The sequence below is a fragment of the Enterobacter sp. 01-M-03-SI-ECC genome (assembly GCF_047530215.1).
Lineage (GTDB): Bacteria > Pseudomonadota > Gammaproteobacteria > Enterobacterales > Enterobacteriaceae > Enterobacter > Enterobacter chengduensis.
This window is the reverse complement of the sequence record NZ_JBLKDA010000008.1, coordinates 70,763-94,382: the sequence shown is the minus strand read 5'-3', so window position 1 is coordinate 94,382 and position 23,620 is coordinate 70,763. Positions and strand designations below refer to the sequence as shown.

24 protein-coding genes and 1 other RNA gene are annotated in these 23,620 nt (G+C 56.9%); 19 read left to right on the top strand and 6 right to left on the bottom strand.

Annotated elements, in window-relative coordinates; translation table 11 throughout:
• Positions 1-14 precede the first annotated feature (14 nt).
• The 7 genes from lon to ACMWKK_RS10055 all read left to right on the top strand — a co-directional run bounded on the left by lon (position 15) and on the right by ACMWKK_RS10055 (position 6,677).
• Positions 15-2,369, top strand: a complete 2,355-nt coding sequence (lon, locus tag ACMWKK_RS10085) for an endopeptidase La (RefSeq protein WP_023334706.1) — start codon at positions 15-17, stop codon at positions 2,367-2,369.
• 210 nt (positions 2,370-2,579) lie between these two features.
• A complete protein-coding gene (gene hupB, locus ACMWKK_RS10080; RefSeq protein ID WP_002444653.1) occupies positions 2,580-2,852 on the top strand; it encodes a nucleoid-associated protein HU-beta in 273 nt (90 codons plus the stop codon).
• 212 nt (positions 2,853-3,064) lie between these two features.
• Positions 3,065-4,936, top strand: coding sequence for a peptidylprolyl isomerase (gene ppiD, locus ACMWKK_RS10075; protein ID WP_112781111.1), 1,872 nt, complete (start codon positions 3,065-3,067; stop codon positions 4,934-4,936).
• Between the two features lie 148 nt (positions 4,937-5,084).
• Positions 5,085-5,465 (top strand): helix-hairpin-helix domain-containing protein, encoded by a 381-nt coding sequence (locus ACMWKK_RS10070; protein WP_112781112.1) that lies wholly within the window; start codon positions 5,085-5,087, stop codon positions 5,463-5,465.
• A gap of 99 nt (positions 5,466-5,564) precedes the next feature.
• Positions 5,565-5,963 carry a YbgC/FadM family acyl-CoA thioesterase gene (locus ACMWKK_RS10065; protein WP_023310574.1) on the top strand — a complete coding sequence of 133 codons (399 nt, stop codon included), beginning with the start codon at positions 5,565-5,567 and terminating at the stop codon, positions 5,961-5,963.
• Positions 5,964-6,010: 47 nt separating this feature from the next.
• Complete coding sequence (locus ACMWKK_RS10060) at positions 6,011-6,376, top strand: type II toxin-antitoxin system RelE/ParE family toxin (protein ID WP_112781113.1); 366 nt, start codon at positions 6,011-6,013, stop codon at positions 6,374-6,376.
• Positions 6,348-6,677: an addiction module antidote protein gene (locus tag ACMWKK_RS10055; protein ID WP_063144765.1), complete on the top strand. Its 330-nt coding sequence runs from the start codon at positions 6,348-6,350 to the stop codon at positions 6,675-6,677. Before ACMWKK_RS10060 ends, ACMWKK_RS10055 begins: the two co-directional genes overlap by 29 nt.
• Positions 6,678-6,679: 2 nt before the next feature.
• Here ACMWKK_RS10055 and queC read toward each other — a convergent pair whose 3' ends face one another.
• Together queC and ACMWKK_RS10045 are read right to left on the bottom strand one after the other, a co-directional pair.
• Positions 6,680-7,375 (bottom strand): 7-cyano-7-deazaguanine synthase QueC, encoded by a 696-nt coding sequence (gene queC / locus ACMWKK_RS10050; RefSeq protein WP_045328365.1) that lies wholly within the window; start codon positions 7,373-7,375, stop codon positions 6,680-6,682.
• 66 nt (positions 7,376-7,441) lie between these two features.
• Entirely contained in the window at positions 7,442-9,142 is a 1,701-nt protein-coding gene (locus tag ACMWKK_RS10045) for an SgrR family transcriptional regulator (protein ID WP_112781114.1), read from the bottom strand.
• Positions 9,143-9,243: 101 nt separating this feature from the next.
• Here ACMWKK_RS10045 and cof point away from each other — a divergent pair, with 101 nt between their 5' ends.
• The gene (cof, locus tag ACMWKK_RS10040) at positions 9,244-10,062 is read left to right on the top strand and encodes an HMP-PP phosphatase (RefSeq protein ID WP_112781115.1); all 819 of its coding nucleotides are present in this window, start codon (positions 9,244-9,246) and stop codon (positions 10,060-10,062) included.
• Between the two features lie 40 nt (positions 10,063-10,102).
• Here the strand turns inward: cof and ACMWKK_RS10035 are convergent, their stop codons facing one another.
• A complete protein-coding gene (locus ACMWKK_RS10035) occupies positions 10,103-11,149 on the bottom strand; it encodes a PLP-dependent cysteine synthase family protein (RefSeq protein ID WP_112781116.1) in 1,047 nt (348 codons plus the stop codon).
• A 115-nt stretch (positions 11,150-11,264) separates the two neighbouring features.
• On the opposite strand from ACMWKK_RS10035, the gene ACMWKK_RS10030 reads away from it, so the two are divergent.
• The 5 genes from ACMWKK_RS10030 to amtB all read left to right on the top strand — a co-directional run bounded on the left by ACMWKK_RS10030 (position 11,265) and on the right by amtB (position 17,184).
• A complete protein-coding gene (locus ACMWKK_RS10030; protein WP_008503307.1) occupies positions 11,265-11,723 on the top strand; it encodes an Lrp/AsnC family transcriptional regulator in 459 nt (152 codons plus the stop codon).
• 30 nt (positions 11,724-11,753) lie between these two features.
• Complete coding sequence (locus tag ACMWKK_RS10025; RefSeq protein WP_112781118.1) at positions 11,754-13,526, top strand: SmdA family multidrug ABC transporter permease/ATP-binding protein; 1,773 nt, start codon at positions 11,754-11,756, stop codon at positions 13,524-13,526.
• A complete protein-coding gene (locus ACMWKK_RS10020; RefSeq protein ID WP_112781119.1) occupies positions 13,519-15,300 on the top strand; it encodes a SmdB family multidrug efflux ABC transporter permease/ATP-binding protein in 1,782 nt (593 codons plus the stop codon). Before ACMWKK_RS10025 ends, ACMWKK_RS10020 begins: the two co-directional genes overlap by 8 nt.
• A 220-nt stretch (positions 15,301-15,520) precedes the next feature.
• Positions 15,521-15,859 carry a P-II family nitrogen regulator gene (glnK, locus tag ACMWKK_RS10015; protein ID WP_008503304.1) on the top strand — a complete coding sequence of 113 codons (339 nt, stop codon included), beginning with the start codon at positions 15,521-15,523 and terminating at the stop codon, positions 15,857-15,859.
• A 35-nt stretch (positions 15,860-15,894) separates the two neighbouring features.
• A complete protein-coding gene (amtB, locus tag ACMWKK_RS10010) occupies positions 15,895-17,184 on the top strand; it encodes an ammonium transporter AmtB (RefSeq protein WP_024906831.1) in 1,290 nt (429 codons plus the stop codon).
• A 96-nt stretch (positions 17,185-17,280) separates the two neighbouring features.
• On the opposite strand, the gene tesB is transcribed toward amtB, so the two are convergent.
• A complete protein-coding gene (gene tesB / locus ACMWKK_RS10005; protein WP_045328375.1) occupies positions 17,281-18,141 on the bottom strand; it encodes an acyl-CoA thioesterase II in 861 nt (286 codons plus the stop codon).
• 203 nt (positions 18,142-18,344) lie between these two features.
• Here tesB and ACMWKK_RS10000 point away from each other — a divergent pair, with 203 nt between their 5' ends.
• Positions 18,345-18,872 carry a YbaY family lipoprotein gene (locus tag ACMWKK_RS10000; RefSeq protein ID WP_045328377.1) on the top strand — a complete coding sequence of 176 codons (528 nt, stop codon included), beginning with the start codon at positions 18,345-18,347 and terminating at the stop codon, positions 18,870-18,872.
• A 33-nt stretch (positions 18,873-18,905) separates the two neighbouring features.
• Here ACMWKK_RS10000 and ACMWKK_RS09995 read toward each other — a convergent pair whose 3' ends face one another.
• A complete protein-coding gene (locus ACMWKK_RS09995) occupies positions 18,906-19,217 on the bottom strand; it encodes an MGMT family protein (RefSeq protein ID WP_045328379.1) in 312 nt (103 codons plus the stop codon).
• A gap of 170 nt (positions 19,218-19,387) precedes the next feature.
• Here ACMWKK_RS09995 and ffs point away from each other — a divergent pair.
• The 3 genes from ffs to ACMWKK_RS09980 all read left to right on the top strand — a co-directional run bounded on the left by ffs (position 19,388) and on the right by ACMWKK_RS09980 (position 20,208).
• An RNA gene (gene ffs, locus ACMWKK_RS09990) (signal recognition particle sRNA small type) lies at positions 19,388-19,484 on the top strand.
• Positions 19,485-19,744: 260 nt separating this feature from the next.
• A complete protein-coding gene (locus ACMWKK_RS09985; RefSeq protein WP_023310587.1) occupies positions 19,745-19,996 on the top strand; it encodes a hypothetical protein in 252 nt (83 codons plus the stop codon).
• Positions 19,993-20,208, top strand: coding sequence for a hypothetical protein (locus tag ACMWKK_RS09980; protein WP_023293152.1), 216 nt, complete (start codon positions 19,993-19,995; stop codon positions 20,206-20,208). Before ACMWKK_RS09985 ends, ACMWKK_RS09980 begins: the two co-directional genes overlap by 4 nt.
• Positions 20,209-20,291: 83 nt before the next feature.
• On the opposite strand, the gene ACMWKK_RS09975 is transcribed toward ACMWKK_RS09980, so the two are convergent.
• The gene (locus ACMWKK_RS09975) at positions 20,292-21,713 is read right to left on the bottom strand and encodes a PLP-dependent aminotransferase family protein (RefSeq protein ID WP_112781120.1); all 1,422 of its coding nucleotides are present in this window, start codon (positions 21,711-21,713) and stop codon (positions 20,292-20,294) included.
• An 86-nt stretch (positions 21,714-21,799) separates the two neighbouring features.
• Between ACMWKK_RS09975 and ACMWKK_RS09970 the strand changes: the two genes are divergently transcribed.
• Both ACMWKK_RS09970 and ACMWKK_RS09965 read left to right on the top strand, forming a co-directional pair.
• The gene (locus ACMWKK_RS09970; protein WP_112781121.1) at positions 21,800-22,411 is read left to right on the top strand and encodes a YczE/YyaS/YitT family protein; all 612 of its coding nucleotides are present in this window, start codon (positions 21,800-21,802) and stop codon (positions 22,409-22,411) included.
• 77 nt (positions 22,412-22,488) lie between these two features.
• On the top strand, positions 22,489-23,559 hold the full coding sequence (locus ACMWKK_RS09965; protein ID WP_112781153.1) for a LacI family DNA-binding transcriptional regulator: 1,071 nt from the start codon (positions 22,489-22,491) through the stop codon (positions 23,557-23,559).
• The last annotated feature ends 61 nt before the right edge of the window (positions 23,560-23,620 follow it).

The window sequence follows — 23,620 nt, the reverse complement described above, 5'->3', positions numbered from 1 at the left end:
TAAGAGAGAGCTCTATGAATCCTGAGCGTTCTGAACGCATTGAAATCCCCGTATTGCCGTTGCGCGATGTGGTGGTTTATCCGCACATGGTCATACCCTTATTTGTAGGGCGGGAAAAATCTATCCGTTGCCTCGAAGCCGCTATGGATCATGATAAAAAAATCATGCTGGTGGCGCAGAAAGAAGCATCAACGGATGAGCCGGGTGTAAACGATCTTTTCACCGTCGGGACCGTGGCCTCTATTTTGCAGATGCTGAAGCTGCCTGACGGCACCGTGAAGGTGCTGGTAGAAGGGCTGCAGCGTGCGCGTATTACCACTCTGTCAGACGACGGCGAGCACTTCTCTGCGAAGGCAGAGTACCTTGATTCGCCTGAACTTGATGAGCGCGAGCAGGAAGTGCTGGTGCGCACCGCGATTAGCCAGTTTGAAGGCTATATCAAGCTGAACAAGAAAATCCCACCAGAAGTGCTGACGTCGCTGAACAGCATCGACGATCCTGCGCGTCTGGCGGACACCATCGCTGCACACATGCCGCTGAAGCTGGCTGACAAACAGTCCGTACTGGAAATGTCCGACGTTAACGAACGTCTGGAATACCTGATGGCGATGATGGAGTCTGAAATCGATCTGCTGCAGGTTGAGAAGCGTATTCGCAACCGCGTGAAAAAGCAGATGGAGAAATCTCAGCGTGAGTACTATCTGAATGAGCAGATGAAGGCCATTCAGAAAGAACTGGGCGAGATGGACGACGCGCCGGACGAAAACGAAGCGCTGAAGCGTAAGATCGACGCGGCGAAAATGCCGAAAGAGGCGAAAGAGAAGGCCGAAGCGGAACTGCAGAAGCTGAAAATGATGTCTCCAATGTCGGCTGAAGCGACCGTCGTTCGCGGCTACATTGAATGGATGGTGCAGGTTCCTTGGAACGCCCGCAGCAAGGTCAAAAAAGACCTGCGTCAGGCGCAGGAGATCCTGGACACCGACCATTACGGCCTGGAACGCGTCAAAGACCGCATTCTTGAGTACCTCGCGGTACAAAGCCGTGTGAACAAAATTAAAGGCCCGATTCTGTGCCTGGTCGGACCGCCGGGGGTGGGTAAAACCTCTCTGGGCCAGTCCATCGCTAAAGCGACCGGACGTAAGTATATCCGTATGGCGCTGGGTGGCGTACGCGATGAAGCGGAAATCCGCGGTCACCGCCGTACCTACATCGGCTCTATGCCGGGTAAACTGATCCAGAAGATGGCGAAAGTGGGCGTTAAAAACCCGCTGTTCCTGCTCGATGAAATCGATAAAATGTCGTCGGACATGCGCGGCGATCCGGCGTCTGCCCTGCTGGAAGTGCTTGATCCAGAACAGAACGTGGCGTTCAGCGATCACTACCTGGAAGTGGACTACGACCTGAGCGACGTGATGTTCGTGGCAACCTCCAACTCCATGAACATTCCGGCTCCGCTGCTGGACCGTATGGAAGTGATCCGTCTCTCTGGCTATACCGAAGACGAGAAGCTGAACATCGCTAAGCAGCACCTGCTGCCGAAGCAGATTGAGCGTAACGCGCTGAAAGCCAACGAGCTGACCGTCGAGGACAGCGCGATTATCGGCATCATTCGCTACTACACCCGTGAAGCGGGCGTGCGTAGCCTTGAGCGTGAAATCTCTAAGCTGTGTCGTAAAGCGGTGAAACAGCTGCTGCTGGATAAGAGCCTGAAACACATTGTGATTAACGGCGACAATCTGCATGCCTACCTGGGCGTTCAGCGCTTCGACTATGGTCGTGCGGACAACGAAAACCGCGTTGGCCAGGTGACCGGTCTGGCATGGACGGAAGTGGGCGGCGATCTGCTGACCATCGAAACCGCCTGTGTGCCGGGCAAAGGCAAACTGACCTACACCGGCTCGCTGGGTGAAGTGATGCAGGAGTCCATCCAGGCGGCGCTGACCGTGGTGCGCGCGCGCGCGGAGAAACTGGGTATCAACCCTGATTTCTACGAAAAACGCGACATCCACGTACACGTTCCTGAAGGGGCGACGCCGAAAGATGGCCCAAGCGCGGGTATTGCCATGTGTACCGCTCTGGTTTCCTGTCTTACAGGTAACCCGGTGCGTGCCGATGTGGCAATGACCGGTGAAATTACGCTGCGCGGTCAGGTTCTGCCAATCGGTGGCTTAAAAGAAAAACTGCTGGCGGCACACCGCGGTGGGATCAAAACCGTATTGATCCCCTATGAAAATAAACGCGATCTGGAAGAGATTCCGGACAACGTGATTGCCGACCTGCAGATCCATCCTGTTAAGCGCATTGAGGAAGTTCTTAGCCTCGCATTGCAAAATGAACCGTCAGGAATGCAGGTTGTAACCGCAAAATAGTGACCTCGCGCAAAGAGCGTCAATAAAAACAAGGCTGGTAAGTCATTTCGCACTTGCCAGCCTTTTTTTGTATAGCTAATTTAGATTGCTGATTAGGTCAGCCATCAACAACGGGTGTTGTAAGGTCATGGCAGGCCTGATATAACTGCTGCGCGGTCGCGTCGTGAAGGATTCAGGCGCGATATAAATTATAAAGAGAGGAAGAGAACAGTGAATAAATCTCAACTGATTGACAAAATTGCTGCGGGTGCTGATATTTCTAAAGCTGCAGCTGGACGTGCGTTAGATGCATTAATTGCTTCTGTTACTGAATCTCTGCAGGCTGGAGACGACGTTGCACTGGTAGGCTTCGGTACTTTTGCTGTTAAAGAGCGTGCTGCCCGTACTGGCCGCAACCCTCAGACCGGTAAAGAGATCACCATTGCTGCTGCTAAAGTGCCGGGTTTCCGTGCAGGTAAAGCGCTGAAAGACGCAGTAAACTGATTGCTTTCCCGTTTCAGGGAAGCCGGAAAGTACAAGGGCGCATCATTTGATGTGCCTTTTTTATTTGTCCAGACCTGATTTGTGCGAGTTTATGCGAGTTGTGGGCTGACAATCGCCCCGTTTTCTTGTCACAATACGCCTTCACGCGCGACGGGCAGGATTTTCCGTCAGCGTCAGGTAACCAGTCACCTACAGCGGAGTGTTGTTACACCATGATGGACAGCTTACGCACGGCTGCTAACAGTCTCGTGCTCAAGATTATTTTCGGTATCATTATCGTGTCGTTCATATTGACCGGCGTGAGCAGTTACCTTATTGGCGGTGGCGCAAACTACGCCGCAAAAGTGAATGGCCAGGAGATCAGCCGTGGTCAGTTCGAGAATGCTTTTGCCGGTGAACGTAACCGTATGCAGCAACAGCTGGGCGACCAATTCTCTGAACTGGCGGCGAACGAAGGGTATATGAAGACCCTGCGCCAACAGACGCTGAATCGTCTTATCGACGAAGCGCTGCTGGATCAGTATGCCAAAAAACTGGGCCTTGGCATCAGCGATGAGCAGGTGAAAAAAGCCATCTTCTCCACCCAGGCCTTCCAGTCTAACGGGAAATTCGACAACGCGCGTTACAACAGTATCGTCAACCAGATGGGGATGACGGCCGATCAGTACGCGCAGGCGCTGCGTAACCAGCTGACGACCCAGCAGCTCATCAATGCCGTCGTGGGCACCGATTTCATGCTCAAAGGTGAAACGGACGAACTGGCCGCGCTGGTGGCGCAGCAGCGCGTTGTACGCGAAGCGACAATTGATGTGAACGCCCTGGCGGCGAAACAGCAGGTAAGCGACGCTGAACTGAACGCTTACTACGAGCAAAACAAGAATTCCTTTGTTTCCCCAGAGCAGTTCCGCGTGAGCTACATCAAGCTGGATGCGGCCGCGCTGCAGGAAACCGCATCCGACGCGGAAATTCAGTCTTACTACGACCAGCATCAGGATCAGTTCACTCAGCCGCAGCGTAACCGCTACAGCGTGATTCAGACCAAAACCGAGGCTGATGCCAAAGCGGTTCTGGAAGAGCTGAGCAAAGGCGCTGATTTCGCCACCGTTGCGAAAGCGAAATCCACCGACATTATCTCCGCGAAAAACGGCGGCGACATGGGCTGGCTGGAAGATGCGACCACGCCAGACGAGCTGAAAAATGCCGGTCTGAAAGAGAAAGGCCAGCTTTCAGGCGTGATTAAGTCTTCCGTTGGTTTCCTGGTCGTGCGTCTTGACGACATCACCGCGGCAAAAACCAAGCCGCTGGCTGAGGTTCGTGACGATATCGCGGCGAAAGTGAAGCAGGAAAAAGCGCTGGATGCCTACTACGCGCTGCAGCAGAAGGTGAGCGATGCGGCCAGCAACGATAACGAATCGCTGGCGGGCGCAGAGCAGGCAGCGGGTGTGAAGGCGGTTGAGACGGGCTGGTTTGGCCGTGACAACCTGCCGGAAGAGCTGAACTTCAAACCGGTTTCTGATGCCATCTTCAACGGTGGTCTGGTGGGCGAGAACGGCACGCCGGGCAGTAACTCTGACATCATTACCGTCGACGGCGATCGTGCGTTTGTGCTGCGCGTCAGCGAGCACAAGCCAGAAGCGGTCAAACCGCTGGCGGACGTGAAGGATCAGGTTGCCGCTCAGGTTAAGCACAACAAGGCGGAACAGCAGGCGAAACTGGATGCTGAAAAGATTCTGTCCGATCTGAAAGCGGGTAAAGAAGACGCGCTGAAAGCGGCTGGCCTGAGCTTCGGTGAAGCGAAAACGCTGAGCCGTACCGGTCAGGATCCAATCAGCCAGGCCGCGTTTGCTCTGACTCTGCCTGCGAAGGACAAGCCAAGCTTCGGTACCACCACCGATGCGCAGGGTAACGTCGTTCTGCTGGCGCTGGATGAAGTGAAAGCCGGCACCCTGCCAGACGCGCAGAAGAAAGCGATGGTTCAGGGAATTACCCAGAACAATGCCCAGATTGCCTTCGAAGCCATGATGAGCAACCTGCGTAAAGAAGCCAAAATCAAGCTGGGTGATGTCATGACTCAGCAGCAGTAATTACGTGTCTGCTCGCAGATTTTCGTAACGCTCTGCAATAACTGAAGGCCGCTTTCGCGGCCTTTTCCATTTCTGCAATCTGCTGTTTGTACCGAGTTTATCTGGCGGCTATCGTGACCTGGCTGTCAACAAACAAGGAGATAACAGCATGAAATGTGGAATCAAAGCACTGTTAATTACGCTGGCTATTGCCACCACCGGAATGAGCGCGGGCGCGCTTGCGGCGGCGCCCGCCGCCAAAGCACAGGCTACGCAGAGCAGGTCCGACGCGGCAGCGCCGGTGCAGGGGCAAACTAAAGCGACTGAAGCCGGTAAAAATGCGGATGATGACGGTACGCGGGTCAGCATCAATTCGGCCTCAGCGGAAGATCTGGCCCGAGTGATGAACGGTGTCGGCCTGAAAAAAGCGCAGGCCATCGTCAGCTACCGAGAAGAGTATGGTCCTTTCAAAACGGTCGACGATCTCAAACAGGTGCCGGGCATGGGCAGCGCGCTGGTTGAGCGCAACCTCTCACACCTGACGTTGTAATTAAGCAATTTCTTGCACTGCGGCAAAATTTTGCCAGGATAAAGAGGTCATACCAGTTATGACCTCTCATCCTACAATAACAGTAAAGGCTATTGCGCTATGCAGACAAAAATCAAAGTACGCGGTTTTCATCTCGACGTTTACCAGCATGTGAACAACGCTCGCTATCTTGAGTTTCTTGAAGAAGCGCGCTGGGACGGGCTGGAAAATAGCGAAAGCTTTCAGTGGCTGACCGCGCACAACATCGCGTTCGTTGTCGTCAATATCAACATCAACTACCGACGCCCGGCCGTGCTGGGCGATGTGCTCACGGTGACCAGCCAGGTTCAGCAGATCAATGGCAAAAGCGGGGTGTTAAGCCAGGTAGTGACGCTCGATCCGGAAGGGCAGATGGTCGCTGATGCGCTGATCACCTTTGTCTGTATCGATTTGAAAACGCAGAAAGCGCTGCCGCTGGAAGGGGAGTTGCGGGAAAAGCTGGAATTGATGATCGCTTAAAAGTTTGTCTTTTATAAAAGACAAAAGGATTCTTCAGGGATAGAATAATGGACAGGGACTACGTTGTTGAACGTTACCGTACCCATGACGGAAAAGTGCCGTTTGAGGAGTGGGTGACGAAGATAAAGCGAAAGGATCCGGAGTTAGCGTTTCGGATCCTTCTGCGAATTGACCGTGCTGAGAAAGGGAATTTCGGCGATTATCGATATCTCAGAGACGGGATCTGGGAATTGAAAATGGATTGTGGTCCCGGCTATCGAATTTATTTTGCGGTACAACATCGGAAGATCCTGTTGTTGCTGATCGGCGGTGACAAAAAGAGTCAAAAGACTGATGTGAAACTGGCAATAGATTACTGGAAAGACCATCAAAAGGATAAACCGGATGAGCAAGAGCCAACGAAAATTTTCTAGTTCCGTCAGCCATGATGAAGCCGTCGTAAAAATGCTTCGTGAAAACCCTTCCTACGCTCAGCTATATCTGCAGGTTGCCCTGGATGAGATCTATGAAGACCAGGGGATCCCTGCATACTTAATCGCGTTAAGACGAGTTATCGAATCCCGCGGCGGCATAGGCGAAATCGCCGCCAAAGCAGGTCTGTCCCGTCAACAGTTATACCGAACCTTATCTGATAACGGCAACCCAACGCTGACGACGCTAATGAAAGTGACTCGTGCTGCCGGCGTAAAACTGTTCGACAGCACGGTTAAGTAGCGTTATCTAAGCCCGGTCTTTTTCTTCATCGCGGCCATCACGCCGACCTTATCGGCTAGATAATGATTCAGCCCGTTAGCGCGAAGATTGCAGGCCGCGCACTGTCCGCAACCGTCGCCTTTGATGCCGTTATAGCAGGTGAGCGTTTCGCTGCGAACCAGGTCCAGTTTGCCCCAGTAGTCCGCCAGCGCCCAGGTTTCGGCTTTATCCAGCCACATGAGCGGGGTTTCAAAGCGCGTCTCTTTCGCCATCCCCAGATTGACGGCGTGGTTTAGCGCTTTCACGAACTCATCACGACAGTCCGGGTAGCCGGAGAAGTCGGTCTCGCAGACGCCGGTGATCACCGCTTCGGCTTTTACCTGATAGGCGTAAATCGCCGTCAGGGTCAGGAAAAGAATATTGCGGCCCGGTACGAAGGTATTCGGAATGCCGCTGGCATCAGGTTCGTAGTCCGGGACGGGAATACTGTCTCGGGTGAGGCTGCTCACGGCCAGTTCATTTAGCAGCGTAACGTCCAGCACCTTGTGCGCGCGTGCGCCCAATTTCAGGGCCAGTTCACGGGCAACGTCGATCTCAGCGCGATGACGCTGACCATAATCGAAAGTGACGCAGTGAACTTCATCGTACTGATGAAGAGCCTGAACCAGGCAGGTAGTAGAGTCTTGTCCTCCGCTGAACACGACGACGGCACGTTTCATAAATCATCTCGACTGTTACGGTAAAAACGTTATGTTACCGTCAGACCACGACGGCGACCAGCTTCTTCACGATTTGGGCGCGGGCAGCCAGGCTTCGGTGAAGTCAAACCAGCCGCGGGTGTTGAGGCGAATGCCGTTGACGCCCGGCGGGGCGCTGATCTGATATTGATAATTGAACAGGGGAGTGATCGCCGCCTTTTCCATGAGTCGGGAAAAGATGGCCTTCAGCCCGGCATGTCTGGCCTGTTCGTCTGCCTGAGTCTGCACCGCATCAAGGGTAGCCTGAAGATGAGCATATTGCGGTGCGCTAAGCACGTGTGGCCAGAGGGCATCACAGCGCAGCCACTGCTCAAGCGTATATTCCGGCGCTTCGCCAATCAGCCTGTCGCCCATCATAATGTCCGCGTCCGCCAGGTGCGGGCACCCGTCCCAGGTTTTCGCATCGTAGAAGATCGCCGTAAGCTCGCATCCGTATTGTGCAAGGTACTGTTTTAGCTGGCGTGCCATCGTGTGTAACTCAACCGGTAAATGATAAATAAGGGTTAATTTCTTCGGCAGAGGGACATGAGTTAAGTCCGGCCACTGAGGGATCGCCCAGCCGGGGAGCAACTCCTCTGTTGGGGTAATCAGCCCTTCATTCAGCGGAAGCGTATGCAGAAGCGTCGAGAGATGAATGATGTTGATGAGCCGACGAGCCTGCATGTCGCTCAGGCGCGGGCTTTGCTTCAGGGTGAGGTAACAAAAGCCGAGACTGGTGCTGTTCGTCACCGGGCGCAGGCTCTTCAGCTCATCCGGCTCGCCAATGGCGATCTGCACCGGATGGCGACAGCTGGTCCCTAACCCCTGGTCAAACAGAGACGGTGTGATCCAGTACTCGATAGCCTTAAGCAGCGGATGGCTGAGATGGTACTGTTCGTGGCTTTCCAGGCGAACCAGATCCGGCTCATACACGCTGAGTCTGAAAGGGCCGCTGCCCGTCATCGGCTGTTCAGGATGTGCAAGCCGGCTACAGTAGGTTGCCAGGCGGTGTGCCAGCCAGTAATCCGGCTGATGCAGCGTAAAGGTCAAACACTGAGGATGGGTAACGTCAACGCGTAACACGCTCTGGAACAGTTTGCGCAGGGCAGGCAAGGCAAAAAGCGCATTAAGGCTTTGCTGAAGCTGCCCGGTTTCGATCTTATCGCCGTTATGCCAGTGCAGAGTGGAACGAATGTAGAAATGCCAGCGCAGCCCGTCAGCGGAGACCTCCCAGTGATGCGCCAGGTCGCCGGTGGGTTCGCTGCTGTTACCGTTAAATCGCGTCAGTCCGGAGAAGACCTGTCCTGCCAGATGCTGCTCTGCCCGGCCGGGTAAAAACCCCGGCTGAAGCGGATCCAGCGAGCGGTAATAGGGAATGCGCAGCGTCGGCGTGTCGTTTTGCCACTGCCCGCCTAAAAACGGATGCAGCAATGACCGTAATTCAGCGGGGGCAAGCTGGGCCAGCTCAAGCGCGTTGTGCTGTTCTCCGCGCTTCAGCGCCTCCTCCATCATCGCATTGCGCAATGACTCCGGCGCGACGTGGAACGTCAGCTCTCCCCGCTTGCCGCGGCCAGACTGCGCTCGCCAGCTCAGCCAGCCCGCCTCCTGGGCCTGACGCAGCAGCGTGCGGACATGCCGCTCGCTGCAAAAACAGCGGGCGGCCAGTTCGCTGATGGTGACCTGCTGCGTTGCGCCCAGGGAAGGCTGCCACAGGCGGTGATACTGGTTGAGTCGATTGAGCTGGCGCATAGGAAACCCGGAACAATAATTATCATCTATTCACTATTACTTCCGTATATCTCACACGATACTGATGCACAAGTTAACCGCATCACATTTCGGGAGTTATCATGGCTCGGCTCGCTGCATTTGATATGGACGGTACGCTGTTAATGCCGGATCACCGTTTAGGGGAGAAGACCCTGAACACGCTGAAGCGCCTGCACGAGCGTAATGTCACCCTGACGTTTGCCACCGGGCGTCACGTGCTGGAAATGCGTCATTTGCTGGGCGCGTTTTCCCTCGACGCTTTTCTGATTACCGGCAACGGGACGCGAATTCACTCCGTAGAAGGCGATGTGCTGCACCGACAGGATCTCAGCCCGGAAGTGGCGGACATCGTGCTGCACAGCACCTGGGACACGCAGGCCAGCATCCACGTCTTTAACGATCGGGGCTGGTTTACCGGTCATGAAATCCCGGATTTGCTGCACGCGCATGTGTACAGCGGCTTTAAATACCAGCTTATCGATCTGCGTCGGATCCCCGCCCATGCGGTAACCAAGATCTGCTTCTGCGGCGATCGCGACGATCTCCGTCGCCTGAGGATCCAACTGGATGAGGCGCTGGGCGACCGGGCACATTTAACCTTCTCGGCGGTGGATTGTCTGGAGGTGCTGCCGGTGGGCTGTAACAAAGGCTCCGCGCTGGCGGTGCTGAGCGACCACCTGGGCCTGACGATGCAGGATTGTATGGCGTTTGGCGACGCCATGAACGACCGCGAAATGCTGGGCAGCGTGGGTCGCGGTCTGATCATGGGGAATGCGATGCCGCAGCTCATCGCAGAACTTCCCCATCTACCGGTTATCGGGCACTGCCGCAATGAAGCGGTGTCCCATTTTTTGACGCATTGGCTGGACAACAACAACCTCCCTTATTCCCCCGAATAGCGAGATCCTTCCAGCAAGCCAGACTTCGGTCTGGCTTTTTTTATTTCAGCAGCTGCGCAATCTGCGCTTTCCACGGTGAGATATCGCCAATGTTGGCCTGTACCCACTCCGCGTTGTAGTAGGTCTCAAGATAACGCTCGCCGCTGTCGCACAGCAGCGTGACGATGGAGCCGGTGCGACCCGCTTCACGCATACGTGCGGCAAGCTGCAGTGCGCCCCACATATTGGTGCCCGTCGATGCCCCCACTTTGCGCCCCAGCTGCGTTTCCAGCCAGTGTGCGGTGGCCACGCTGGCGGCATCCGGCACGCGTAGCATCTCATCCACAACGTCAGGGATGAATGAGGGCTCCACGCGCGGGCGGCCAATCCCTTCAATTTTGCTGCCCACCGGGCTGCGCAGACCGGCATCGCGGTTTTGCCAGTAGTCGAGGAACACGGAGTTCTGCGGGTCAACCACCATCAGCTGAGTATCGTAGCCCTGACAGCGGATGTAGCGTCCAATGGTGGCTGACGTGCCGCCGGTACCGGCGCTCATCACAATGTACGACGGAACCGGGTGCGGTTCGTGGGTCATCTGGCGGAAAATACTGTCGGCAATGTTGTTATTGCCGCGCCAGTCCGTCGCGCGCTCGGCGAAGGTGAACTGGTCCATATAGTGGCCGTTGAGTTCACGGGCCAGCATTTCAGAGGCCGCATAGATTTCGCAGGCGCTTTCCACGAAGTGGCAGCGGCCGCCGTAAAATTCGATCTGTTCGATTTTGCGTTTTGCGGTGCAGGACGGCATCACCGCGATAAACGGCAGGCCCAGCAGACGGGCGAAATAGGCTTCGGACACCGCCGTAGAGCCGGATGAGGATTCAATAATGGTGGTGCCTTCTTTAATCCAGCCGTTGCATAAGCCGTATAAAAACAGCGAGCGCGCCAGGCGATGCTTCAGGCTACCGGTGGGATGGGTGCTTTCGTCTTTCAGATAGAGCTGAATGCCGTCAAATCCCGGCAGGGAAAGGCGAATCAGGTGGGTATCCGCCGAGCGCTGATAGTCGGCATTGATTTCGCTGATCGCATGTTTAACCCAGGTGCTATTCATCGTCGTTATCCGTTTGTCATTTTGTGCCTAGCATAGCGAAAAGCACAGAAAAAATTGTTGCTATCTGGCCTTTAAAATAGAATTAAGGGAGAAAATTTTTCTCTGTGAGGTGGGTATGCTAGATAAAATTGACCGCAAGCTCCTTTCCTTGCTGCAAAGTGACTGTACCCTCTCTTTGCAGGCGCTGGCGGATGCCGTTAATCTGACCACCACCCCATGCTGGAAGCGCCTCAAGAAGCTGGAAGATGACGGCATTCTTCTTGGGCGCGTCGCGTTACTCGATCCCGAAAAGCTGGGGCTTGGGCTGACGGCATTTGTGCTGATAAAAACGCAGCATCACAGCAGCGAGTGGTATTGCCGCTTCGTGACCCAGGTGTCTGAAATGCCCGAAGTGCTCGGTTTCTGGCGTATGGCCGGCGAGTACGATTACCTGATGCGCGTCCAGGTGGCCGACATGAAGCGCTATGATGATTTCTACAAGCGGCTGGTGAACAGCGTCCCGGGCTTATCGGACGTCACCTCAAGCTTCGCCATGGAACAGATTAAGTACACCACAGCATTACCCATTGAATAACTTCGTAAAATACCTTCAGGAACAAACCGCGTGCGATTATTTGCCCAATTAAGCTGGTACTTTCGTCGGGAGTGGCAACGCTACCTCGGTGCGGTCGCCCTGCTTATTATCATTGCCATTCTGCAGCTGATCCCGCCGAAAGTGGTGGGCTACGTCGTGGATGGCGTCACTGAACAGCATTACACCACCGCACGGGTGTTGATGTGGGTCGGCACGCTGGTGCTGACGGCGGTCATTGTGTATCTCCTGCGCTACGTCTGGCGCGTGCTGCTGTTTGGTGCGTCCTATCAGCTGGCCGTTGAGCTGCGTGAAGATTTTTACCGCCAGCTGAGCCGACAGCATCCCGAATTTTATCTGCGCCACCGCACCGGCGATCTTATCGCCCGCGCCACTAACGATGTCGACAGGGTGGTCTTTGCCGCCGGGGAAGGGGTGCTGACGCTGGTGGACTCGCTGGTGATGGGCTGTGCGGTGCTGATCGTGATGTCCACGCAGATCAGCTGGCAGCTGACCCTGCTCGCCCTGCTGCCGATGCCGATTATGGCGCTGGCGATCAATCGCTACGGCGAACAGCTGCACGAGCGCTTCAAGCTGGCGCAGGCGGCGTTTTCGTCTCTGAACGATCGCACCCAGGAGAGCATGACCAGCATCCGCATGATCAAAGCGTTTGGCCTGGAAGACCGGCAGTCTGCGCTGTTTGCGGCCGATGCCGCAGACACCGGGGCGAAGAACATGCGCGTCGCGCGTATCGATGCCCGCTTTGACCCGACGATCTATATCGCGATTGGCATGGCAAACCTGCTGGCGATTGGCGGCGGAAGCTGGATGGTGGTACAGGGCACGCTGACCCTGGGGCAATTGACCAGCTTTGCGATGTATCTCGGGCTCATGATCTGGCCGATGCTGGCGCTGGCCTGGATGTTTAACATCGTAGAGCGCGGCAGCGCCGCCTATAGCCGCATTCGCGCCATGCTGGCCGAAGCGCCGGTGGTCATTGACGGCAGCGAGGCGTTACCGGAAGGGCGCGGGGTCATGACTGTCGACGTTCGTCAGTTTACCTATCCGCATACTGAGCATCCGGTACTGGAAAACGTCAGCTTTAGCCTGCAGCCGGGTCAGATGCTGGGCATCTGCGGCCCGACGGGATCCGGAAAAAGTACCGTGCTCTCCCTGCTTCAGCGCCACTTTGACGTCACCGAGGGCGATATCCGCTTCCATGATATTCCCCTGACCAGGCTGCTGCTGGACGAGTGGCGTGGCCGCCTGGCGGTCGTCAGCCAGACGCCGTTCCTGTTTTCGGACACCGTGGCGAACAACATAGCCCTTGGACGCCCCGGGGCAACGCAGGAAGAGATTGAACACGTGGCGCGTTTAGCCAGCGTACATGATGATATTTTGCGTCTGCCGCAGGGCTACGAAACGGAAGTTGGGGAACGCGGCGTCATGCTGTCCGGCGGGCAAAAACAGCGTATCTCCATTGCCCGCGCGCTGCTGCTGAATGCCGAAATCCTGATCCTGGACGATGCGCTTTCCGCCGTGGACGGTCGTACCGAGCATCAAATTCTGCATAACCTGCGCCAGTGGGGCGACGGACGGACGATTATTATCAGTGCCCACCGCTTGTCCGCGCTCACCGAAGCCAGCGAAATTCTGGTCTTACAGCACGGGCACATTGCCCAGCGCGGGCAGCATGACGCGCTGGCCGAGCAGCCGGGCTGGTATCGCGATATGTACCGCTATCAGCAGCTTGAAGCGGCGCTGGACGATGCGCCGGAGCAGGACGAGGAGGCCGCCAATGCGTAAGCTCGGAACGATGTGGCCGACGCTCAAACGTCTGCTGGCCTACGGCTCGCCGTGGCGTAAACCGCTCTCGGTTGCCGTGCTTTTACTCTGGATTGCGGCCATTGCAGAGGTGAGCGGTCCGCTGCTCATCAGCTACTTCATCGACAATATGGTCGCCAAAAGCTACCTGCCGCTCGGGCTGGTGGCGGGCCTGGGCGTGGCCTACGTGGGCTTACAGCTGACGGCCGCCGGGTTGCACTATGCCCAGTCGCTGCTGTTTAACCGTGCCGCCGTGGGCGTCGTTCAGCAGCTGCGTACCGATGTGATGGATGCGGCGCTGCGCCAGCCGCTCAGTGAGTTTGATATCCAGCCGGTCGGGCAGGTGATCTCGCGCGTGACCAACGATACCGAGGTGATCCGCGATCTCTACGTCACCGTGGTGGCGACCGTATTGCGCAGCGCGGCGCTGATTGGCGCGATGCTTGTCGCGATGTTCAGCCTCGACTGGCGCATGGCGCTGGTAGCAATCACTATCTTCCCGGCGGTGCTGATCGTCATGGTGATTTACCAGCGCTACAGCACGCCGATTGTGCGTCGGGTTCGCGCCTACCTGGCCGACATCAACGACGGCTTCAACGAAGTGATCAACGGCATGAGCGTCATCCAGCAGTTCCGCCAGCAGGCGCGCTTTGGCGAGCGGATGGGCGAAGCCAGCCGTTCGCACTATATGGCGCGTATGCAGACGCTGCGGCTTGACGGTTTCCTGCTGCGGCCGCTGCTGAGCCTTTTCTCGGCGCTGGTGCTGTGCGGGCTGCTGATGCTCTTTGGCCTGAGCTCAAACGGTACGATTGAAGTGGGCGTGCTGTATGCCTTTATTAGCTATCTGGGTCGCCTTAACGAGCCGCTGATTGAACTCACCACCCAGCAATCAATGCTGCAGCAGGCGGTCGTCGCCGGTGAGCGTGTATTTGAACTGATGGACAGGCCGCGTCAGGCCTACGGCAGCGATGAGCGGCCTCTGCAAAGCGGCGCCATTGCGTTTGATAACGTCTCGTTTGCCTATCGCGAAGACCGGCTGGTGTTGCAGGACATCTCCCTTGACGTTCCGTCGCGCGGTTTCGTCGCGCTGGTGGGGCATACCGGGAGCGGTAAGAGCACGCTCGCCAGCCTGCTGATGGGCTACTACCCGGTTACGCACGGCGAAATCCGTCTCGACGGACGCCCGCTCGCGTCGCTCAGCCACACGGTGCTACGCAAAGGCGTTGCGATGGTGCAGCAGGATCCGGTCGTGCTGGCCGATACCTTCTACGCCAACGTCACCCTGGGGCGGGACTATTCAGAGGCGCAGGTTTGGGCGGTGCTGGAAACGGTGCAGCTGGCAGATCTGGCGCGCGGGTTCAGCGAGGGGATCAATACCAAACTGGGCGAGCAGGGCAACAATCTCTCCGTGGGGCAAAAGCAGCTTCTGGCGCTGGCGCGCGTTCTGATTGAAACGCCGCAGGTGTTGATTCTGGACGAAGCCACGGCCAGCATTGACTCTGGCACCGAGCAGGCGATTCAGCAGGCGCTGGCCGCGGTACGCGACCATACGACGCTGGTGGTGATTGCCCACCGCCTTTCCACCATCGTCGACGCGGATACCATTCTGGTGCTGCATCGCGGACAGGCCGTGGAGCGCGGTACGCACCGTGAGCTGCTGGAAGCAAAAGGGCGCTACTGGCAGATGTACCAGCTGCAGCTGGCGGGCGAAGAGCTGGCAGCCAGCGTGCGCGATGAAGAGTCGCTTAGCGCCTGATGCACTAAAATGAGGCGCCGCGCTAACGGTCATTCCTGTTGGTGCAAAACTGAAACGCACCCTGCACCGGCATGGTGCGTTTTTTTTCGCCTCTTCATCTATCAAGAGCGTATAACGCTCATCGCATCGCTGTTCCTTCCCGTTTTCATTTCTGGCACACCCCTTGCAGTACCTTCTGCGTAAGCTGCGGCCATTACCGAATTCTGACTGGAGGGGATCTATGAAGCTGGTTACGGTTGTAATCAAACCATTCAAACTCGAAGACGTGCGTGAAGCGTTGTCTTCAATGGGTATTCAGGGACTGACTGTCACCGAAGTGAAAGGCTTTGGTCGTCAGAAGGGGCATGCCGAGCTTTATCGCGGGGCGGAATACAGCGTTAACTTTCTGCCAAAAGTAAAAATTGACGTTGCGATTGCGGATGACCAGCTTGATGAAGTCATTGATGTCATTAGCAAAGCGGCCTACACCGGCAAAATTGGCGACGGCAAAATTTTCGTTGCCGAACTGCAGCGCGTCATTCGCATCCGTACCGGCGAATCTGACGAAGCGGCTCTGTAAGTAACTCCTGGCACACAGTGATAGGGATCGAGAAAATGAAGATAGCAACACTCAAAACGGGTCTGGGTTCGCTGGCACTGCTGCCGGGCCTGGCGCTGGCGGCTACCCCTGCGGTGGTCGACAAAGCCGATAACGCCTTTATGATGATCAGCACCGCGCTGGTGCTGTTCATGTCTATTCCGGGTATTGCCCTCTTTTACGGCGGCCTGATCCGTGGCAAAAACGTTCTCTCCATGCTGACGCAGGTTGCCGTGACGTTTGCACTGGTCTGCGTGCTGTGGGTGGTTTACGGCTACTCGCTGGCGTTCGGCACGGGCAACGCCTTCTTTGGTAACTTCGACTGGGTGATGCTGAAGAATATTGAGCTGACCGCGCTGATGGGCAGTTTCTATCAGTACATTCACGTGGCGTTCCAGGGCTCGTTTGCCTGCATTACCGTCGGGCTGATCGTGGGCGCGCTGGCGGAGCGTATTCGGTTCTCTGCGGTCCTGATCTTCGTGGTGGTCTGGCTGACGCTCTCCTATGTGCCGATTGCGCATATGGTCTGGGGCGGTGGTCTGCTGGCGACGCACGGCGCGCTGGACTTTGCGGGCGGTACCGTTGTTCACATTAACGCCGCGGTCGCGGGTCTGGTGGGTGCCTACCTGATTGGCAAGCGCGTGGGCTTCGGTAAAGAAGCGTTCAAACCGCACAACCTGCCGATGGTCTTTACCGGTACCGCGATCCTCTACTTTGGCTGGTTTGGCTTCAACGCCGGTTCCGCAAGCGCAGCAAACGAAATCGCCGCGCTGGCCTTCGTTAACACCGTTGTGGCCACGGCGGGTGCGATCCTCTCCTGGGTGTTTGGCGAGTGGGCCGTTCGCGGTAAACCGTCACTGCTGGGTGCCTGTTCCGGTGCGATTGCCGGTCTGGTTGGCATCACGCCTGCGTGTGGTTATGTCGGCGTGGGCGGTGCGCTGCTGGTCGGCCTGGTGTCCGGTCTGGCTGGTCTGTGGGGCGTGACCGCGCTGAAACGTCTGCTGCGCGTGGATGACCCTTGCGATGTGTTTGGCGTGCACGGCGTGTGCGGCATCGTCGGCTGTATCATGACCGGCATCTTCGCTGCGAAATCGCTGGGCGGCGTGGGCTACGCGGAAGGCGTCACCATGGTGCACCAGGTGCTGGTGCAGCTGGAAAGTATCGCTATCACCGTGGTGTGGTCAGCCGTTGTCGCGTTCATTGGCTACAAGCTGGCGGACATGACGGTGGGTCTGCGCGTACCGGAAGAGCAGGAACGCGAAGGTCTGGATGTGAACAGCCACGGCGAGAATGCGTATAACGCTTGAGTAGCGTCCATTGCCCGGTGGCGCTGCGCTTACCGGGCCTACGGATCGTGCTTTTGTAGGCCGGGTAAGGCGAAGCCGCCACCCGGCTTTTTAACGTCAACCGCGATTACGCATCACCCCTTCCTGCACCGTCGAGGCGACCAGGACGCCGTCCTGGGTATAAAACTCACCGCGCACAAACCCGCGCGCGCTCGACGCCGACGTACTTTCCACGCTGTAGAGCAGCCACTCGTTCATGTTGAACGGGCGGTGGAACCACATAGAGTGATCGATCGTCGCGACCTGCATCCCTTTTTCGAGGAAGCCAACGCCGTGCGGCTGCAGCGCCACCGGCAGGAAGTTGAAGTCAGACGCATAGCCCAGCAGATGCTGATGGACGCGGAAATCTTCCGGCACCGTGCCGTTGGCGCGGATCCAGACCTGGCGCTTTGGCTCGGCGGTGTGGCCTTTCATCGGGTTGTGGAACTCCACCGGGCGGATCTCAAGGGGCTTATCGCAGAGAAACTTCTCTTTGACCTGCGGCGGCAGCAGATGCGCCAGCGCGCGAGCGATATCCGTTTCCGATTTGAGATCGTCCGGCGAGGGGGCCGGGGGCATGGTTTTCTGATGCTCATAGCCCTGTTCCGGCGCCTGGAAAGAGGCGGTCATGTAAAAGATCGGCTTGCCGCTCTGAATGGCCGCGACGCGGCGCGCGCTGAAGCTGTTGCCGTCTCGCAGCACTTCAACGTCATACACGATGGGTTTTGCGCTATCGCCGGGGCGCAAGAAGTAGCTGTGGAACGAATGCACCAGACGGTCTGCCGGGACAGTCTCCTTTGCCGCGTACAGCGCTTGTCCTACGACTTGCCCACCGAAGACCTGGCGTAAGCCTAAATCTTCGCTCTGTCCGCGAAAGAGTCCTTCCTCAATTTTTTCCAGATTCAATAATGTCAGCAGATTGTTCAGTGCCTGACTCATAGTTTTCCTCAATAAACGCCGTAGCGAAAGATAGGCAGAGTATAACGCAGAAACGAAAGTGGTCCGATGGGTAGATTAATCTGAATATCGGTACGTTTTCAGGCAGAAATCGGTGATCTGTGCCACACTTGGATACGTTATGTGATTGAAACGACATCGGATGGGATCGATCCCGCTGGTGCATTGATGATAAGGAGACTTCAATGAAACTCGTGCCTATGCTAAGTGGTGTAGCGATTGCGGTGGCGTTGTCCGCCTGTGCCGGTAAGAGCGCTCAGGTGCCAGTACCAACAGCAAACCCGAATGGGATTAATACCCTTTCGCAGCAATCCATTCAGCAGCCTAACGTTTCAGGTACCATCTGGATTAAACAGAAAGTTGCGTTGCCGCCGGATGCGGTATTAACGGTGACCTTGTCTGATGCTTCTCTGGCCGACGCGCCGTCGAAGGTTCTGGCTCAGCGTGCCGTCCGTACCGAAGGCAAGCAGGCGCCGTTTAGCTTCGTGTTGCCGTTTAACCCGTCGGATGTGCAGCCTAACGCGCGTATCCTGCTGAGCGCAGCGGTCACCATCAACGGTAAGCTGGTCTTTATCACCGATACGGTCCAGGAAGCGATTAACCACGGTGGGACAAAAATCGACCTGAACCTGGTGCCCGTGCAGCAGACCGAAGTACCGGTCGCGCAGCAGACCAATCAGCCGTCTCTGCCAACCCCGCCGACTCAGATGTAACGTATGCCTTGCCCCTCTCCTTTGGGAGAGGGGTCAGTAAACCCAGCGAAACTTCTGCAAATCGATCTGTCCTGACCCTGACACCTGCACTCCTTCTGAAAGTAACGCCTGACGCTGACGCTGGAGATCCGGTCCGGTAAGCGAAATCACGCCATGACGATTCACCACCCGATGCCAGGGCAACGTACTGCCTTCCGGCAGCCGTTTCAGAACGCCTCCCACCTGTCGCGCCGCGCGCGGGGAACCGGCCAGACGCGCGACATCGCCATAGGTAGTGACATAGCCTTCCGGGATTGAGGCCACGATTTGCCATACGCGCTGTGGAAAGGAGTCGTGTTCGTCCATACCTTCACCTGTGGGGAGTTTCTGGAAAGCTATGGTAAACGAAGATTGTCATGATTGCTGCGCCAGTTTGCGCAAGAAACCAGCATCCGGTTCCTGGCGGCTTGCAATTGGGGCTTCGCACAGGGATAATGCGCCAGCGCGTTGGTTATCAACGCTCTCAATGGGGGCTCTGTTGGTTCTCCCGCAACGCTACTCTGTTCACCAGGTCAGGTCCGGAAGGAAGCAGCCAGGGCAGACGACGTGTGTGCCGGGATGTAGCTGGCAGGGCCCCCACCCATTTCTGCCCTCATCAGTTTCTCCAGCTTCGCCTTTATCCTAAATCGCTATCCCCATAATAATATTGTGCCTATATCCTGTAATATATATTTCATGGCACTGAAATATTGTTGTCATAAACCTGTAATAATAGACTGGCATTTTATAATTGGATGTCCATTTGTAGCATAATTCAAAAAAATATATATCTGGATAACATTGTTAACTTCGTGTATTAAATAAAGTACTTATTCCGAAGGGAAGTGACAAACATGGCTACAGCGGTGTTAAACGTTAAGATTGATGACGCGCTAAAAGAAAGGCTTCGTCACTATGCGGAAGTGAATAACGAGAATTTAAGCGTGACGACAGAGAAACTGCTGCTGCTGGCGTTCGAAGCAGTAGAAGAGGCGGGAGTATCGGAAGAGGATATTGATAATCAGCATACGGAAGAAGAGAGTGTTTCTCCTTTTACTCCTAAAGAAATCAAAGCTCTACGTAAACTTCTGAAGAAGAGAAAATGAAACAACAACTGTCAACTGCCAATGACTACAAAGAGGCCTGCGATCTGTTGCGTTCAGGCTACGTGAAGCACGTACGTCTTGGCTGGAATGTCGGAAGTGATGAGTTCTTTCGTATTGCGTCTGACTGGTGTGATACCGGCGCAAAAATAAAGAAAGACGGTGAAAACTTCGTTATTTCACTGAAAGGTTTTCCTATTCCTGCTCAGCATTAAATCCCGACGGGTGAAAACTGCTGACTGTATTCGTGACAGTCAGCAGTTTTTATTTTTTATGATCTGCTTCAAAATTTTTAATATTAGATCACGCTGCGTTTCAATGATGGCACGTTTTTATTCAGTGCCAGCCATAACGGTTTGATCCTCAGCAACGCCTCCTCCAGCTCTGCCGATTCAAGCGAGAAGGGCATCCGCAGATAGCGGTCAAACGCGCCGGATAAACCAAACCGCGTGCCGGTCCCCAGATTGATCCCCAGAATCTCAGCCCGAGCGGCAAGCTGCGTCGCCAGCATGCCCGGGAGTTCAATCCAGTAAGAGAGCCCGCCTTCCGCTTCATGGAATCGCCAGTCCGGGAAATGTTCGCGCAGCAGGTCACCGCATCGCTCCCGTCGTTCCGCCAGCATCTTCCTGCGTGCGGGCAAAAACGTCTCGCTGTTGTTAATCAGCCACTCCATCGCCAGCTGTTCCAGCAGCGGCGAGCCTAAGTCGAGCGTATCTCGCGTCTGGGCAAGCGTGGCGATCGTGCGCGATGAGGCGCGGATCCAGCCGAGACGCAGCCCGCCCCAGAAGCTTTTGCCGCCAGAGCCTAACGTAATCACGGTGGCCTGCGGGTTAAAGGCGGCCAGCGGTGGCGGGGGAGGGGCATCAAACCAGAGATCCACCATCGTTTCATCCACCACCAGCGCCGTGCGGGTTTGGGCGGCAATATCGGTAATGGCCTGACGGGTGGCGATATCCATACAGCGCCCGGTAGGGTTGTGAAAATCAGGCATCAGATACGCCAGGCGCGGCGCCGTCTGGGCAAGCGTCGCCGCGAAGCCGTCCGTATCCCAGCCGGTTTCCGGCAGCGACACCCCCACGGGCCGACACTGCGCGCCCTGAATGGCAGCAATCGCCAGCGGATAGGTGGGATGATCGACCACGACGCGGTCCCCCGGCCCGGTCATCATCCGCAGGACCAGCGAAAAGCCGCTGACGGCACCATTGACCACCATCACTTCGTCTGCGCGAGTGGGAAGACCCCGCGCGGTGTAGCGCGCCGCGATGGCCTCCCTCAGCGTCGGCAGCCCAAGCTGATCGTAGCCCGTCAGCGAGAGATGCTGGGTAATGGCCGTAAGCGCATGGGCATAAGCCTGGTGAATCTCCGGCCCGGCATGGAGGGCGGCAGTGGAGAGATCCAGCGCCGCACTCGCCGCGGAAAGCGTGGGGACGGCGCGGGCATCCGGGAGGAGCACGCGTGACCCGCTGCCGTGGCGGCTTTCCAGGTAACCCTCCTCGCGCAGATGGGCGAGGGCGCTGCTGACGGTGGTCCGGCTTACGTCCAGCGCAGAGGCCAGCTCGCGCTCGCCCGGCAGCCGCGTATTTAAAGCCAGACGTCCATCAAGAATGAGTAGGCGCAGCGCGTCGGCCAGCTGTCGCCAGAGCGGGGTGCGGGAGGAGGCCTGCTGCCAGTGGCCTAAAAGGCGTACCAGAGACTGGCTTCCAAAGCGACGTGATGACATATGCAGTCCACTATTTGAAAACTGGACATTAATCATAGTGCCATTTTAGGCCAGGATGAAAGCCTGGTTCACGGGAGAAGATAAAAATGGTACGTCGTCTGCTACAACTCTATGTCGGTTTAGGACTGTATGGCCTTTCCACCGCAATGTTCATTCGTTCCGATTTGGGTGTCGATCCCTGGGATGTGTTTCACCTTGGGGTAGGGATACAGCTGGGGATGACTATCGGGACGGTGATCATTGTGACCGGCGCAGCGGTGCTGCTGCTGTGGATCCCCCTGCGCCAGATGCCGGGTCTGGGCACGATCAGCAACGTGATTTGCATCGGTCTGGCGGCGGACGCCAGCATGGCGCTTATTCCGGAACTGGGTTCGTTGCCCGTTCGCATTGCTTTCCTGGTATCGGGCATTGTAATGAACGCGATTGCGACCAGCATGTACATCGGCGCCGGTTTCGGGCCTGGCCCGCGCGACGGCCTGATGACCGGCATTCATGCCCGTCTGGGATGGTCCATTCGCAGCGTGCGCACCTCAATTGAAGTGGCCGTCCTGCTGATTGGGTGCGTGCTTGGCGGCACGTTTGGGGTGGGAACGGTGCTGTATGCCCTGACCATTGGCCCGCTTATCCAGCTCTGTCTGCCCTGGTTCCGCCAGAAGCCGCGCACTGCTGAAATCGCCCGGCCGGAGCGGGTTGTTTAATTTTACGAAGCGCTCACATGTTTTAACCGCGTCGCTGTGCCAGAATAAGGGCATGATAAAACGCGATGCCAGAATGCATGAAAGCTATCACTCTTTATGATGTTGCCCTCCTTGCGGGGGTCTCTTACCAGACCGTTTCCCGCGTCATCAACGACGCGGAGCATGTCTCTGCCCGCACGCGAGAAAAGGTGCAGCAGGCGATGGCCGAGCTGCACTACGTGCCTAACCTTCGGGCACAGCAGCTGGCGGGTAAACGCACCCGCACGCTGGGCTTCATCACGACCGATCTGGCCCTGCACGCGCCTTCGCAAATCGTGTCGGCGGTAAAATCCCGTGCGGCGGAACGGGGGGCGAGCGTCCTTATCTCCATGGTGGAGCAGCCCCAGCAGTGTCAGACCGCGCTTCAGGCGCTGCTGGCACAGCGGGTGGACGCGCTGCTGGTGAATGTGCCGCTTGACGATCCCCACGCCGAAGCGCTCAGGGCGCTGGCATCGCCGGTTCCGCTGCTGTTTCTCGATGTATCGCCCTCAGCGCAGGTAAACAGCCTCGTGTTTAACGCGGATCAGGGGGCGCGTCTGGGCGTGGAGCATCTGCTTTCGCTGGGGCATCAGCGCATTGCCCTGCTGAGCGGGCCGGAAAGCTCGGTCTCTGCCCGGGCGCGCCTGGCGGGATGGAACGCTGCTCTGGGACGCGCGGGGCAGGAGGCCGCTGCGGTGGCCTGCGGTGACTGGAGCGCGGCCAGCGGTTATGAGAAGGGACATTTGCTGTTGTCTGCGGCGACGTTACCGGACGCGATTCTGGTGGCGAACGATCAAATGGCGCTCGGGGTGATGCGCGCCTGCGCGGAAAAAGGGGTAGCGATTCCGGGCCAAATATCGGTGGTTGGGTTCGATGATACGGCCGACAGCGCCTGGTTTTCTCCGCCGCTGACAACCGTTCGCCAGGCGTTTCGCGAGGCGGGTGAACGCAGCGTCGAGTGGCTGCTGGCCCCCACCGAAGATGAGACCTGCTGGCAGGTTCAGCTGCCGGTGACGCTGGTGACCCGTCATTCCAGCGCGCGCCGCGTGCCGCAGCAGGCCGAACGCGAGGAGCTGGCGCAGCAGCTCAGAAGCCTGGCGCTGCTCGCCGAGCAGCTTGCCCGACAATAAGACTTTTGTGATCTGACTCGCTACCCTGCGATGGAACGCTTTACCGCCGCAGGGGGCCAGG